Annotated in this window: 13 protein-coding genes; 7 read left to right on the top strand and 6 right to left on the bottom strand. The window is 68.9% G+C overall.

Annotated features, from left to right (window positions below; all coding sequences use genetic code 11):
* Position 1: 1 nt before the first annotated feature.
* Positions 2-2,419, bottom strand: coding sequence for a penicillin acylase family protein (locus JX613_RS00680; RefSeq protein ID WP_207099525.1), 2,418 nt, complete (start codon positions 2,417-2,419; stop codon positions 2-4).
* Positions 2,420-2,571: 152 nt separating this feature from the next.
* On the opposite strand from JX613_RS00680, the gene JX613_RS00675 reads away from it, so the two are divergent.
* Positions 2,572-3,435 (top strand): NAD(P)-binding domain-containing protein, encoded by an 864-nt coding sequence (locus JX613_RS00675; RefSeq protein ID WP_207099524.1) that lies wholly within the window; start codon positions 2,572-2,574, stop codon positions 3,433-3,435.
* Here the strand turns inward: JX613_RS00675 and JX613_RS00670 are convergent.
* The 3 genes from JX613_RS00670 to JX613_RS00660 are packed head-to-tail and all read right to left on the bottom strand — an operon-like array spanning position 3,432 to position 6,454.
* Positions 3,432-4,202: a hypothetical protein gene (locus JX613_RS00670; RefSeq protein ID WP_207099523.1), complete on the bottom strand. Its 771-nt coding sequence runs from the start codon at positions 4,200-4,202 to the stop codon at positions 3,432-3,434. The two genes, JX613_RS00675 and JX613_RS00670, sit on opposite strands and share 4 nt — an antisense overlap.
* Positions 4,202-5,602 (bottom strand): dihydrolipoyl dehydrogenase, encoded by a 1,401-nt coding sequence (locus JX613_RS00665; protein ID WP_207099522.1) that lies wholly within the window; start codon positions 5,600-5,602, stop codon positions 4,202-4,204. Before JX613_RS00665 ends, JX613_RS00670 begins: the two co-directional genes overlap by 1 nt.
* Positions 5,603-5,659: 57 nt before the next feature.
* Entirely contained in the window at positions 5,660-6,454 is a 795-nt protein-coding gene (locus JX613_RS00660; RefSeq protein WP_207099521.1) for a 2-dehydro-3-deoxygalactonokinase, read from the bottom strand.
* Between the two features lie 99 nt (positions 6,455-6,553).
* On the opposite strand from JX613_RS00660, the gene JX613_RS00655 reads away from it, so the two are divergent.
* The 4 genes from JX613_RS00655 (at position 6,554) to JX613_RS00640 (ending at position 10,456) form a co-directional block, all read left to right on the top strand.
* Entirely contained in the window at positions 6,554-7,369 is an 816-nt protein-coding gene (locus JX613_RS00655) for a TIGR00282 family metallophosphoesterase (protein ID WP_207099520.1), read from the top strand.
* 91 nt (positions 7,370-7,460) lie between these two features.
* Positions 7,461-9,239, top strand: a complete 1,779-nt coding sequence (locus JX613_RS00650; RefSeq protein ID WP_207099519.1) for an SLC13 family permease — start codon at positions 7,461-7,463, stop codon at positions 9,237-9,239.
* 108 nt (positions 9,240-9,347) lie between these two features.
* On the top strand, positions 9,348-9,572 hold the full coding sequence (locus JX613_RS00645; RefSeq protein WP_207099518.1) for a hypothetical protein: 225 nt from the start codon (positions 9,348-9,350) through the stop codon (positions 9,570-9,572).
* 140 nt (positions 9,573-9,712) lie between these two features.
* Entirely contained in the window at positions 9,713-10,456 is a 744-nt protein-coding gene (locus JX613_RS00640) for a YebC/PmpR family DNA-binding transcriptional regulator (RefSeq protein ID WP_207099517.1), read from the top strand.
* 99 nt (positions 10,457-10,555) lie between these two features.
* Here JX613_RS00640 and JX613_RS00635 read toward each other — a convergent pair whose 3' ends face one another.
* Positions 10,556-11,413 (bottom strand): LysR family transcriptional regulator ArgP, encoded by an 858-nt coding sequence (locus tag JX613_RS00635; RefSeq protein ID WP_207099516.1) that lies wholly within the window; start codon positions 11,411-11,413, stop codon positions 10,556-10,558.
* Positions 11,414-11,497: 84 nt separating this feature from the next.
* On the opposite strand from JX613_RS00635, the gene JX613_RS00630 reads away from it, so the two are divergent.
* Together JX613_RS00630 and JX613_RS00625 are read left to right on the top strand one after the other, a co-directional pair.
* Positions 11,498-12,091, top strand: a complete 594-nt coding sequence (locus tag JX613_RS00630) for a LysE/ArgO family amino acid transporter (RefSeq protein ID WP_207099515.1) — start codon at positions 11,498-11,500, stop codon at positions 12,089-12,091.
* A 39-nt stretch (positions 12,092-12,130) separates the two neighbouring features.
* Positions 12,131-13,024 carry a DMT family transporter gene (locus JX613_RS00625; RefSeq protein WP_237168262.1) on the top strand — a complete coding sequence of 298 codons (894 nt, stop codon included), beginning with the start codon at positions 12,131-12,133 and terminating at the stop codon, positions 13,022-13,024.
* A 49-nt stretch (positions 13,025-13,073) separates the two neighbouring features.
* On the opposite strand, the gene glyA is transcribed toward JX613_RS00625, so the two are convergent.
* Positions 13,074-14,369, bottom strand: coding sequence for a serine hydroxymethyltransferase (gene glyA, locus JX613_RS00620; protein ID WP_207099514.1), 1,296 nt, complete (start codon positions 14,367-14,369; stop codon positions 13,074-13,076).
* Positions 14,370-14,516: the final 147 nt, after the last annotated feature.

The raw sequence follows: 14,516 nt of genomic DNA, 5'->3' as shown, positions 1-14,516 counted from the left end.
CTTACGGCGCAGGCTGCAAGGTCGTGATCCCGGTCGCTGCGGCGCGGGCCAGCTGCGGGTCCAGCGACATGCCGATATATTCGCCCCGCCGCCACAGCCCCGCCAGGTCGTCGTAATGCCGCGACAGCGGGTGGCCCGATTGCCCGGTCGAGATGATGAAGACCGAACTGTCCGGATCGGCCAGGTCATAGACGCCGCGATAGCCGGGGCCGGTTTCGGCCTCGAACGGGTTCGGGCCGGTGCCCAGCATGGCGGTATGGGACAGGGTGAATGTCCCGCCCGAGATCGCCTGCGGCAGGTTCACGATCCAGCCAAGCCCGCCGATCCGGCCCAGTCCCGGATGCACGTGCCGCGCTTGGTGCGCGTCGCCCCATCGCCAGCTTGTCACGTCCGGCCCGTATCGCTGCGTCAGGTCCAGGATCGCGCGGTCCAGCGCCTGGCGGGCGATGGTGGTACAATCCTCGACCGGGGCGCTTTGCACGATGTCGCACCAGGCGCCCGCGCCGCCCCGGTTGCGGAACACCGAATCGACAAAGCCCGGATGCAGCACGCGGATGTCGTCGGCCACGGGGCCAAGCTCGTCCCGGATCAGGCGGTCCTGCAACGCGCCCATCCAGGCGGCATAGATCAGCGGCTCGGGCAGGTGCTCGCTCATCGCGCCGTCCCATTCCGCCAGCAGGTTCTGCGCGTCCTGGCGCTGGCGTTCCGGGGTGCCGGGGGCGGCGGGTTCGCCCGTGAACCACAGATCCGCGCCAACCAGGGGCAGCAGGGCGCGCGCCGCCGGGCTGACGACATCCAGTTGCGCCGCGATGAAGCTGTCGCGGGAATGGACCTCTCGGTCCTTGAGCAGGTGCGACAGGCGGGCGCGCCGCAGGGCAAGGGGGCCGCGCTCCTCGGTCGCGAAGGCCAGGCCGTCGGTGGTGGGGCTGTCCTGCGACAGGGGGACGACGCCTTGCCATTCCCCCTCGGCCAGCCAGCCGGGGACGGGCATCGCCCCGCCGGTCGGGTGGTTGGCCGCGCGCTGCGGCACCGCGCCCACCGTCACCTGGCGGATGCCGTCGCCGTCGGCCAGGGTCACGGCCATGGCGGGGGCCACGACGCGGCCAAGCGCGGTGGCGGCGCTGTCCGCGTCGGTCGCCCGCATCATCCCGATCAGCGCCGACAGGGTGGTGTCGGTGCCCGACAGCCCGGTCCAGCGCAGCGCCGCGACATGGCCCATGGGCGTGACATCCGCCAGCCCCGGATCCAGCAGCGGCACAAGCGGGCCGTTGCGGCTGCTGCGTAGGGTGATGGCGCGGTTGGGTTCGTCCAGGACGCGGATCACCTCGCGCCGGGTGGTGAACTCGGTCCAGCCGTCCGCGCCGCGATAGCGGTCGGTCCGGCCGGGCTGGATTTCCTCGATGGCGATGTCGGCGTCGTCCACCGCCGCCGGGGCGATGCCCCAGGCCAGTTGCGGATTGCGGCCGGAGAACACCACCGGCAATCCGGGGATCGTCGCCCCGATCACCCCGCCCGAGGTCAGCTGCAACCGCGCCAGGTAGTAGAGCGAGGGCGCCAGCAGCGGCGCCTGCTGGTCATTGGCCAGCAGCGCCCCGCCCGCCGCCGTCCGGTCCGCCGCGGCGGCAAAGCCGTTGGCGCCAAGCCCGCTGCCCGGGCGCAGGAAATCCGTGGCGTCCCGGTCGGGCGCGGGGCCTTCGCGCGCCTCGGGCGGGGCCAGGCGGGCGCCGGGGAACAGGTCGGCATAGCGCGGCAGGATGGCCGGGGCATTGCCTTCGCCCACCAGCAGGTCGGTCCCCCGTTCCGGCCAGGTCAGCGACAGGCGGGCGCGCAGGATCTCCTCGGCCGCCGAATTGCTGGTCACGGCGGCCAGCAGCTTCAGGATCGCCAGTGAATCGGCGGGCTGCCAATAGGCGATGTCCTGCGGCAGGACGAAGAACTCGGGCGCGCCCCGGCCAAGCGCGCCCTTGTTGACCTGCTCGATCCACTGGTTCACCCCGTCGGCATAGGCCCGAAGCGCCGCCTGCGTCGCCTGGTCCTGGGATTCCAGCGAGGCTGTGGCATTGCGGTAAAGCTCCAGCCGCCGGGCGAGGTCGTCGGCGGGAAAGGCGCCCGCGCCATAGACCTCGGACAGGCGGCCCTGGGCGGCGCGGCGCAGCAGCGTCATCTGGAACAGCCGGTCCTGGGCATGGGCCAGGCCCAGGGCGAAGAACACGTCCTCGTCCGTCTGGCCGAAAATATGGGGCACGTTCTCGGTCGATCGGACGATCTCGACCGGGGCGGAAATGCCCTGCACCTGCAGCGTGGCGTTGTAGTCGGGCAGCGACCGGATCGAGAAATACCAGGCCAGGATCACGGCCGCGATCCCCAGCACGATCAGGCCGATGGTCAGCCGCAAAAGCCAGCGGAAAAGGGTCAACATGTCGGAAGATGATCCATGGGCCGGTCCGCCGCCTGTCCTGTGGTACCGATGCGCTTGACCATGGCGCGCCGGGCTGTTTGGGTGCTGCATAATCGAGGCGCAGGGCCAGTTCAACGCACGGCAGATCGCCGCATGACGGATCGGGGGAACAAGTGACAAAGCTGGCATTTCTGGGAATGGGCGTGATGGGCGCGCCGATGGCGGGGCACCTGCAGGCCGCCGGGCACCAGGTGACGGTGTTCAACCGCACCCGCGCCAAGGCCGAGGCATGGGCGGCCAGGCACGGCGGCACCTGGGCCGCCACCCCGCGCGAGGCCGCAGCCGATGCCGATCTGGTGATGGCCTGCGTGGGCAATGACGACGACCTGCGGTCCGTCTGCCTTGGCCCGGACGGCGCATTCGCGGGCATGACGCCGGGCGCGGTCTTCGTGGATCACACCACCGTTTCCGCCGCTGTGACGCGGGAACTGGCGCAGGCGGCGCAGGCGGCGGGGCTTGGCTATGTGGACGCGCCGGTCTCGGGCGGGCAGGCCGGGGCCGAGAACGGGCAGCTGTCGGTGATGTGCGGGGGCGCGCAGGCGGATTTCGACCGCGCCGCGCCGGTGATCGACGCCTATGCCCGGATCTGCCGCCGCATGGGCGATGTGGGCGCGGGCCAGATCACCAAGATGTGCAACCAGATCGCCATCGCCGGGCTGGTGCAGGCGCTGTCCGAATCGCTGGCCTTCGCGAAGAAATCCGGGCTGGAGGTCGAGAAGGTCGTCGAGGTCATCAGCCAGGGCGCCGCCGGAAGCTGGCAGATGGTCAACCGCCACAAGACGATGGATGCGGGTCAGTTCGACCACGGTTTCGCCGTGGACTGGATGCGCAAGGATCTGGCGATCTGCCTGGCCGCCGCCGATGAGGTCGGGGCATCCTTGCCCGTCACCGCGCTGGTCGATCAGTTCTACAAGGATGTGCAGCGGATGGGCGGGGGCCGCTGGGACACCTCGTCCCTGATCGCGCGGTTGGGCTAGCGGCCCTTCGCCTCGGCCCGTTTCAGGGCGGGTTCCGCGCGGGCCAGGGCCTTGCGGACATGGCCGGGAAAGCTGCCGGGCTGGATCGCCAGGGTGTCCGAATGGGCCGCGCAGATCGTGCGGGTGTCGCGCCAGTCCTCGGCGATCCGCAGGGCCCAATCGCGGAAATCCTGCGCCGCGCCGGGGCGGTCCCGAAGGGCCTGTTTCAGGGTCGGGTGGAAGCTGACGCGGGGCAGGCGCAGCACCTGCCGCAGCAGGCCGGGCAGGGGCAGCACGTTCAACGTGTCGTCCACATGCAGGCTGCCGCTGGCGGGATGAAAGGCCAGCAGCGATCCGGCATGGACGCGTTCGTTCTGGCAGATATAGTCGATTCCGTCCGGCAGGGAAAAGCGCAGGTCCGGGAAGCGCGCGGCGACCCGGGGCGATTCGACGGCGTCAGACTGCCAGGGCAGATCCGGCCATTTGCGGCGGTGGCGGTCCGATCCGAACAGTTGCGCCTGCGGGAACATGGCGTGCATGGTTTCGCAATGGATCGTGTGGAAGGGATGCAGGTTCAGCACCGCCTGGACCGCGCGGCCCCCGTCGGTAAGCGCCATGACCTGCCCGGCGATGTCCGGGCCGAAGCCATAGGAATCCAGGAACACGAACCGCCCCGAGAACAGGCGCACCAGAGAGCAATGCGTTCCCACATTCACCAGCCCGCCGATCCGCAGGATGCCGCGAATGTTCCAGAAGCCGTTGCCAAGGTCGATCAATCGTTCCGCCATCATGCCCCCGGTGGATTGCCGTCGTCGCGCAGCGCCAGGTTCGCCCGGCGGCATAGGTCACGCAAGGCGGGTTTCAGCCCCTCCTCCAGCGTCGGGTGATAGAAGGGCAGGTCCAGCACGTCCGAGGCACTCGCCCCGCTGGTGATCGCCCAGGCCAGAAGATGCGCCATGTGGTCGCCCCCCGGCACCGCCAAGTCCGCGCCGATCAACCGGCCTGTCTCGTCCGCTCCAAGGCGATAAAGGCCCGCCGCCTTGCCCTCGACCCGCGCGCGGCCCTGGTCGGCATAGCTGGCATGGGCGTCCAAGACGCATTCGTCGGGCGGCGCGCCGATGGCCGCAATGGGCGGGTCGGTGAAGGTGATGGTGAACAGCGGCGGTCGGTCCGTGGCCTCGACAGCGGGAAAGCGGGCGGCGTTGGTGCCTGCGATGATGCCGTCCAGCCGGGCCTCGTGCAGCACCGGCGCGTCGGCATCCGCATCGCCCGCCATGAAGATGGCCGCGTCGCCGCATTGCATCGTGACGCGGTCGAAACGCGGCACGCCCTTGTCGTCCAGCGCCAGGCCCGTGGCCTTCAGGTTCAGGCCGTCCAGCGCCGGGGCACGGCCGGTTGCGACAAGCACATGGCTGAAATCCCCGGCCCCGCCATTCCATGCCAGCCGAATCGCGTTTCCCTGGGCCGAGGGCTTGGGCGCGCGGCCCAGATGCAGCGTCACGTCCCGGGCGTAGATCTCGCGGAAGGCGTCATGCAGCCTGTCGCAGCGGATCCCGGCCAGCCTGCCGCCCTTGTCGAACATCGCCACCCGAACGCCCAGGCGGCCCATGGCCTGCGCCAGTTCCGCGCCCAGCGGCCCCGCCCCGATCACGGCCAGGCTTTCAGGCAGATCCTCAAGCTCGAAGATCGATTCGTTGGTCAGCATGCGCGGTCCCAGGTTTCGATAGGGCTTGGGGATCACGGGCATTGACCCGGTGGCGATCACCACCGCCCGCGGCGCGACCTGCCGCCCGTCGTCCAGTTCCAGACGGTCCCGCGCGACGAAGCGGGCGCGGGCGTCGATGCAGGTGCCCGGGGGCAATGCGCGAAAGCTGTCCTGCACCGATTGCACGAAGCGGTCGCGTTCGGTCCGCAGGCGTTCCATCACGCGGCGGCCATCAACCCGCGCCTTGGGAATGTCGATGCCCATCATCCGCGCGCGGTCCAGGCCGGCATGGGCGTGCGCCGCCGCGATCAGCAGCTTGGAGGGCATGCAGCCGGCGCTGGCGCAGAGCGTCCCGCGAAAGCCGTCGTCGATCAGAAGGGTGCGCGCCCCCGCGGCCCGCGCCGCGCGTTCCGCCGCAAGCCCCGCCGTCCCCGCCCCGATGATCGCCACGTCGCAGGACAGGTCGGGCGTGGTGTCGGTCATCGCGTGTCTCCTGCCGTGGGTCGGCAACCCAACCGCAAGGCGCGGCGCGGGTTCCGGTCAGAGCGTCCGGCGCGCGGCGCGAAACCCGTCCAGAAGCGCCCGCGTCGGGTCCGCCATGGCCGGCGTGACCCCCTGCAAGACCAGGGCTTCGGCATAGCGGTCGGCCAGCCAGCCCTGGCCGATGACCGTGACCGGCTGGCCCAGCCACCAGGGCCGGGCCCCCGCAAGCTCGGCCCCGATCAGCAGGCCAGCGGTCTGCGCATGGGCGTCGGACGGGGTGATCCGGTCCAGGGCAAGGCGGGCGCGGACCGATGACAGTTCCGCCGCCAGCCCCGCCGGACGGGACAGCGCGTCCTGCACGGCCTCGGCAAATCCGGTGCTTTCGTCGGCCGAAGCGGTCAGCGCCGACAGCAGTTCGCCCGTCAGGAAGCTGCGGAAGCTGACGACCTCGCCCGCGCTGATCTGCGCCCAGACGGATTGCGGCCCCGGCAGGCACAAAACGCCGTCGAAATCGGGATGGCGGGCCAGATGCCCGGCGATGCGGGTCGCCTGCGCCCCGATCAGATCCGCCGGACGGTCCTGCACCAGGCCGGGCAGCCGGTGCAGCGTGACCTGCGGATCAAGGGCCAGCGCGGGCAGGGGCGGCGGGGGCGGGCAGGGCACCCGCACCGGCGCGGTCCCCGGCCAGCCCGCCGCGATCACGTCGATGGCAACCCCCGGCGCCAGCATCGCCCGCAGCGCGGCCACCGGATCGTCCCCGGCGGGCGCCGTGATCGCCGCCCCCTCGGCATCGCCGTGCATCGGCCAAAGCCGCACCTCGCCCGCCGTCCATTCCGCCGCTGCCCAATCCATCGCCGCCTCCGCCATTGCGGCGGCAAGATGGCCGCGCCCGGACGCCCTGTCCAGAGACGGCGCTTGAAGCGCGGCGGCTTCACGCGTAACCAGCCTGTCATGCGGATACTCTTTCTTGGCGATGTGATGGGCCGCGCCGGACGGCGCGCGATAACCGAGCGGCTGGCGCCCCTGCGCGCGCGGCTGAAGGCCGACCTGGTGGTGGTGAACGCCGAAAACGCCAGCGGCGGGCGCGGCTGCACGGCGGGCCACGCGCAACTGCTGCTGGAATCAGGCGCGGACTGCCTGACCCTGGGCGACCATGCCTTCGACCAAAAGGACATGCTGGCCTTTATCGAGCGGGAGCCGCGCATCATCCGCCCCCTGAACTTCGCGAAAGAGGCTCCGGGCCGGGGCAGCGCCATCATCGCGGACGCGCGCGGGCGCAAGCTGCTGGTGACGCAGGCGCTTGGGCAGGTCTTCATGTCGCGGCCCTATGACGACCCGTTCTCGGCGCTGGATGCCGTGCTGCGCGCCCATCCGCCGGGCGGCATGGTCCAGGCCGCGCTTGTCGATTTCCATGCCGAGGCCACCAGCGAGAAGATGGCCGCCGGGCATTTCTGCGACGGCCGCGCCAGCGCCGTTGTGGGCACCCATACCCACGTGCCCACGGCCGACGCCCAGATCCTGCCGCGCGGGACGGCATTCCAGTCGGACGCCGGGATGTGCGGCGATTACGACAGCGTCATCGGCATGGAAAAGACCGAACCCCTGCGCCGCTTCATCACCGGCATGACCCGCGACCGCTTCACCCCGGCGGAAGGCGAGGCCACGCTGTCCGGCGTCCTGGTCGTCACCGACGACCGCACGGGCCGCGCCACCGCGATCGAGCCCCTGCGCGACGGCGGCCGGTTGGCGCAAACGCATCCCGTGTGAAACGGATCCTGCTTTCGCTTGCGGTTGCGGGGAAAAGAATTCTATGACCGCCACGATCTGCCGGTGACCGGCGCCGTTCGACAGGGGCTTCATGCTTGGATTTGAATTGACCGGAACGAACGCGGCGGTCGCGATGCTGGTCATCGTCGCGATCACCTTTGTCCAGTTCATCCGGGAAAAGCAGCCGCCCGAGGTCGTGGCCATCGGGTCCGCCGCCGCCATGCTGGTCCTGGGCCTGCTTCCGGCCGAGGATGCGGCGGGCGTGTTGTCGAACGCCGCGCCCTGGACCATCGCCTTCATGTTCCTGATCATGGGCGGGCTGCTGCGCACCGGCGCGCTGGAAATCATGTCCCGCATCGTGACCGCGCGCGCCGTCACCAACCCCGCCTTCACCGTCTGCGCGCTGTTCGCCTTTGTCGTCCTGGCCTCGGCCGTGATGAACAACACGCCGGTGGTGGCGGTGATGATCCCCATCTGCATCCAGCTTGCCAACCGGATGAAGATGTCTCCGTCCAAGCTGCTGATCCCGCTAAGTTATTTCACGATCTTGGGCGGCATGATCACCCTGATCGGCACCTCGACCAACCTGCTGGTCGATGGCGTGGCCCGCGAACAGGGCATGGAACCCTTCACCATCTTCGAGATCGCGCCCGTAGGGATCGCGATCAGCCTGGCGGGCGTGGCCTATTTCGCGCTGTTCGGAAAGCACCTGCTGCCCGACCGGACCTCGCTGGCAAGCTTCCTGGGATCCAAGCGCGGAATGAAATATTTCACGGAACTGGCGGTCCCCGAGGATTCGAGCCTTGTCGGCCAAAGGGCGGTCGAGGTGGGCCTGTTCCGGCGCGAGGCCGTGCGCCTGATCGACGTGCTGCGCGGCGACGCGTCCCTGCGCCGCAACCTGGCCGAGGTGGTGCTGGAACCCGGCGACCGCGTGGTGCTGCGGTCGGAAATGGCCGACCTGCTGGAATTCCTGGGCAACAAGAACCTGTCGGTGGTGGACAAGCTGAGTTCCGTCGCCACCGAGACGGTCGAGGTGCTGATTTCCCCCGGTGCGCAACTGATCGGGCGCCGACTGGGCGACATGCGCCTGCGCCGCCGTTACGGCATCTATGTGCTGGCGGCGCATCGGCGCGACCAGAACCTGGGGCGGCAACTGGACGACCTGGTGGTCCGCGTGGGCGACACGCTTCTGCTGGAAGGCGCGCCCGAGGATATCGCGCGCCTTGCCGCCGACATGGGGCTGGTCGATGTCTCGCGCCCCTCGGCCCGGGCTTACCGGCGGGAACGCGCGCCCATCGCCATCATCTGCCTGCTGTCGGTGGTGACGCTGGCCGCGCTGGATGTCGCGCCGATCCAGGTGCTGTCCTTCCTGGCCGCCGCCGTGATCCTGCTGACGCGCTGCATCGACGCCGAGGAGGCCTTTTCCTTTGTCGATGGCCGGCTGATGGCGATGATCTTTGCGATGCTGGCCGTGGGCGAGGCGCTGGAACATACCGGCACCGTCCAGTTGATCGTGGATTTCGTGTCCCCGATCCTGCGCGACCTGCCGCCCTTTGCCACGCTGATCGCCATCTATTTCCTGGGCCTGGTGATGACCGAGATCCTGTCGAACAACGCGGTCGCCGTGCTGCTGACGCCCATCGCCATCGCCCTGGCGCAATCGCTGGGCCACGATCCGCGCGCCTATGTGGTGGCCGTCATGTTCTCGGCCACGGTGGCATTCGCCACGCCGATCGGATACCAGACGCACATGATGGTCTATGGCCCTGGCGGCTACAAGTTCAGCGACTTCGTGCGCGTGGGCGTGCCGCTGGACATTCTGTGCGGGATCGTCGCCTGCCTGGTCATTCCCCTGTTCTGGCCCCTGTGACGCCCTTGCAATGCTGCCATGCAGCATTGGCCGTTGTTCCGATAAGGCTTCCATCCGATATCGCGGGCAAGGGGGGGAAACAGCCTTGTGGTGCAAAGGAGTTTCCAGATGGCCAGCACGATCACTTTCGACAAACCCCGCCTGTCCGTCCTGGGCATGGTGGCGGCGCCGTTCATCGCCATCGGCAAGCTTCTGGTGTTGATCGCCGAAGCCAGCCCCAAGGTCCGCGAGATCGAGCGTCTGAACCGCCTCAGCGATGCCGAACTGGCGCGCCGTGGGCTGACCCGCGACGGCGAGATCCGCCGCATCCTGGGCGTTTCCGCCGCGATCTGAGCCGCCCGGCCGGTCTTTCCGAAAGGCGCCCGTCCCATCGGACAGGGCGCCTTTCTTCTGCGCGGCCCGGCTTGCGATGGGTCGCCGGGCTGGACTAAAAGCGGCCCCATCCGCTTACGAATTGCGAAGGACGACCGACCATGGCAGGCCATTCCAAATGGGCCAATATCCAGCATCGCAAGGGCCGTCAGGATGCGGCCCGATCGAAGCTGTTTTCCAAGCTGGCAAAGGAAATCACCGTCGCCGCCAAGATGGGCGATCCCGACCCCGACAAGAACCCGCGCCTGCGCCTTGCGGTCAAGGAAGCCAAGTCGAATTCCTGCCCTAAGGACGTGATCGACCGCGCCATCAAGAAGGCGGTCGGCGGCGATGCCGAGGCCTATGAGGAGATCCGGTATGAGGGCTACGGCCCCAACGGCATCGCCCTGGTGGTCGAGGCGATGACCGACAACCGCAACCGCACCGCATCCAACGTGCGCAGCTATTTCACCAAGTCCGGCGGCGACCTGGGCCAGACCGGATCGGTCAGCTTCATGTTCGACCGCGTGGGCGAGATCCTGTATCCGCTGTCGGCCGGCGACGCCGACACCGTGATGCTGGCCGCCATCGAGGCGGGCGCGGACGATGTCGAGACCGACGAGGAAGGCCACTGGATCTATTGCGCCGACACCGCGCTGAACGAGGTGTCAACCGCGCTGGAGGCGACCCTGGGCGAATCCGAGACCGCGAAGCTGATCTGGAAGCCGCAGGCCCCGACCGAGATTTCGGACCTGGAAACGGCGCAGAAGCTGATGAAGCTGATCGACACCCTGGAGGACGACGACGACGTGCAGAACGTCACCGGCAATTTCGACATTTCCGACGCGGTGGCCGCCCAGCTGTAGGCTGGCCGGTTCCTGTCGGGGACGGTGGCGGGGGGCCAGCCCCCCGGTCGCCGTGTCCGGCGACTCCCCCCGGGATATTTGGACCAAAGTGAAAGGCCGTCAGGGCAGGAGGGCTGCCTTGGCGGCCTTTTCGATGGCCTGGGTCAGGGGGGCGAGGGCCAGGGCGGTGATGCGGCTGAACTGCCAGTAGAGCGGCACGTCCAGCGGTAGGTCCGGGGCAAGGTCGATGAGGCGGCCCCTGTCCAGGTCGTCGCGGATCATCGGTTCGGGGTTCATGCCCCAGCCGATGCCAAGGCGCGCAGCCGCCGCAAAGCCATGGGCCGTGGGGATGCGGTGCATCGGCAGGGTGACGCGCCTGCCGATCAGCGCCCGGACCCAGCGGGATTGCAGCGCGTCCTTGGCGTTGAAGCAGAGCGAGGGGGCTAGCGACAGGGTTTCGGCGGTTACGCCGGCTGGAAAGTAACGGGTCGCGAAACCGGGGCTTGCCACCGCCCGATAGCGCAGCGTGCCAAGCCGCAGGCTGTCGCAGCCGGTGACGGGGCGGCTGTCGCTGGTCAGCGCGGCCACCACCATGCCGCCCCGCAGCCAGTCCAGCGCATGGTCCTGGTCGTCGATGGTTAGGTCCAGAAGCCCCGGCGCGGCGGCCAGCGCAGGCATGGCCCAGCTTGCCAGGCTGTCGGCATTGACGGCCAGGCGCAGCACCGGACGGTTCCGCGACAACGCCAGGCCGGATTCCAGCAGCCGCACCTGGTCCAGATGCGCGGCCAGGCGCAGGCCCTGTTCCGTTGCGGTGACGGGCGGGCCGCGGTCGATCAGGATCGCGCCCATGCGGTCCTCAAGCGAACGGATCCGTTGCGAGACTGCCGACGGGGTGACATGCAGGGCCGCCGCCGCGGCCTCGAAAGAGCCGTGGCGGATGATCTCGGCCAGGGCGGCGATGGCGGGATAGTCCAGCATAAGCGCAGCTTCATCCGGGTAAGCATCATTCATTTTACCTTATCCGTGCTTCATGCGAAAGCGCGGGCCGAGAGGTGCTTGCCAATGATGTCCTATGCCGCCGGTCTTGGAACCGGGTTGTCCCTGATCGTCGCCATCGGTGCGCAGAATGCCTTTGTGCTGAAGCAAGGGCTGATCCGCCATCACATCTTCTGGGTCTGCCTGTTCTGCGCGCTGTCCGATGCCCTGCTGATCCTGCTGGGCGTCAACGGCATTGCCCGGATCGGATCGGCGGCGCCATGGCTGCTGGTGGGGCTAAGATGGGCGGGCGCCGCCTTCCTGGTCTGGTATGGCGCGCGGTCCTTTCGCGCGGCCTGGCAGGGCGGCGGCGCGCTGCGGCCCGAGGGGGGCGCGGCCAGCCTGCCCCGGACGCTGGCGGTGGTCGCGGCGCTGACCTGGCTGAACCCGCATGTGTGGCTGGATACGGTGGTGCTGGTCGGCGCGATCTCGGCCCAGTGGCCCCGGCCGGGGGTGTTCGGGCTTGGGGCCGTGACGGGGTCGTTCCTGTTCTTCTTCGCGCTTGGCTATGGCGCGCGGCTGCTGGCGCCGGTCTTTGCCCGCCCGCGCGCCTGGCAGGTGCTGGAGGTGCTGATCGGCATCGTCATGTGGACCATCGCCGCAGCCCTGATCGCGGAATGAGGCTTGCGCAGCCTGCGCAAAGCGGTCCAACTGCACGCCATGCAATTCGACACGCAAACGCGCCGCGACCTGGCGGGCATAGGCTGGATGCTGGCGACGGGCCTGTGCTTTGTCGCCGTGAACGGCATCGTCCGCTGGCTGGGCGGCGCGCTGCCCGCGCCGCAATCGGCCTTCATCCGCTTTGTCTTCGGGCTGGTCTTTCTGGGGCCGGTGCTGGTCCCGGCGCTGCAAAGGGGATTTTCGCCGCACATCTGGCGGTTGCTGACGCTGCGGGGCGCGCTGCATGTGCTGGCGGTGATCGCCTGGTTCTATGCCATGTCGCGCATCCCCGTGGCCGAGGTCACGGCCATCGGCTTTCTGAACCCCATCGTCGTGACGGTGGGCGCGGCGCTGTTCATGGGCGAACGGCTGGCCCTGCGGCGGATCGCGGCGGTGGGCGTGGCGCTGATGGGCGCGCTGGTCGTGCTGCGGCCCGGTCTGCGCGATCTGGATCCGGGGCATCTGTCGCAGGTGGCGGCCTCGCTGTGCTTTGGCGCATCCTATCTGATCGCCAAGCGCATCACCGCGCAGGTGCCCGCCGCCATCGTCGTGGCGATGATGTCGCTGACGGTGTCCATTGGCCTTGCGCCGCTGGCCTGGGCGGTCTGGGTGCCGCCGACATGGGCGCAGATCGGCTGGCTGGGGCTGGTCGCGGTCTTTGCGACGGCGGGTCATTACACCATGACGCGGGCCTTCACTGCCGCCCCGCTGACGGTCACGCAGCCCGTGACCTTCCTGCAACTGATCTGGGCCAGCCTGCTGGGCATCTTCATCTTCCACGAGCCGCTGGACGAATGGGTGATCCTGGGCGGCGGGATGATGATCGGCGCCATCACCTATATCACCTGGCGCGAGGCGCGGCTGCGGGTTGCAGCCCCCGCCGCCGCCGAATAGAAAACCCCGCCGCGAGCGGTCGCGGCGGGGCTGCATTCAGGTCAGGGGATCACATCCCGGAATAAAGCGGGAAGCGCGCGCACATCTGGGCGACCTCGGCCTTGACCTTGGCCTCGACGGCGGCATTGCCGTCCTCGCCATTCGCAGCCAGGCCGTCCACGACCTCGACGATCCAGCGGGCGATCTGGCGGAATTCCTCCTCGCCGAAACCGCGCGTGGTGCCGGCGGGGGCGCCCAGGCGGATGCCCGAGGTGACGAAGGGCTTTTCCGGGTCAAACGGCACGCCGTTCTTGTTGCAGGTGATGTGGGCGCGGCCCAGGGCGGCCTCGGTCGCCTTGCCGGTCACGCCCTTCGGGCGCAGGTCGGCCAGGCACAGGTGGTTGTCGGTGCCGCCCGACACGATGTCGATGCCGCCCTTCATCAGTTCATCCGCCATGGCCTGCGCGTTCTTGACGACCTGCGCGGCATAGGCCTTGAACGAGGGTTGCAGCGCCTCGCCGAAGGCCACGGCCTTGGCGGCGATCACGTGCATCAGCGGGCCCCCCTGAAGGCCGGGGAAGACGGCGCTGTTGATCTTTTTCGCGATGTCGGCGTCGTTGGTCAGCACCATGCCGCCGCGCGGGCCGCGCAGGGACTTGTGCGTCGTCGTGGTCACGACATGGGCGTGCGGAATGGGCGAGGGGTGGACGCCGCCCGCGACCAAGCCCGCGATATGGGCCATGTCCACCATCAGGTAGGCGCCCACCTCGTCCGCGATCTTGCGGAAGGCCGCCCAGTCCCACACGCGGCTGTATGCCGTGCCGCCCGCGACGATCAGCTTGGGCTTGTTCTCCAGGGCCTTCTGGCGGATCTCCTCCATGTCCAGAAGCTGGTCCTGCTGGCGCACGCCATAGCTGACGACGTTGAACCACTTGCCCGACATGTTCACCGGCGAGCCGTGCGTCAGGTGCCCGCCCGAGTTCAGGTCCAGGCCCATGAAGGTGTCGCCCGGTTGCAGCAGCGCCAGGAACACCGCCTGGTTCATCTGGCTGCCGCTGTTCGGCTGGACGTTGGCGAAGTCGCAGTCGAACAGCTTCTTCGCGCGTTCGATCGCCAGGGTTTCCACGACATCGACATACTGGCAGCCGCCATAGTAACGCTTGCCCGGATAGCCTTCGGCATATTTGTTGGTCAGAACCGAACCCTGGGCTTCCAGCACCGCCTTGGACACGATGTTCTCGGACGCGATCAGCTCGATCTCGTCGCGCTGGCGGCCCAGTTCCTGGGTGATGGCCTTGGCGATCTCGGGATCGCTGTTTTGCAGCGTTTCGGTGAAGAATCCGGTTTCGCGGGTGGGGGCGTTCATGGTCTCGCGTCCTTATCAATGGGCCAAGGCGGCGGTTCGGCGTCCTCATACCCCAGGGGTGACGATGCGGAAAGTCACAAATGCGACCAAGGGGCGCCGGCGGGCGGCGGGGCTTGCAATGCCCGGTGCGCCGTCGGATGCTGCCCG

Source organism: Paracoccus shandongensis, assembly GCF_017315735.1.
Taxonomy (GTDB): domain Bacteria; phylum Pseudomonadota; class Alphaproteobacteria; order Rhodobacterales; family Rhodobacteraceae; genus Paracoccus; species Paracoccus shandongensis.
The sequence above is the reverse complement of the archived record's forward strand: the minus strand, read 5'-3'. Positions and strand labels throughout refer to the sequence as shown.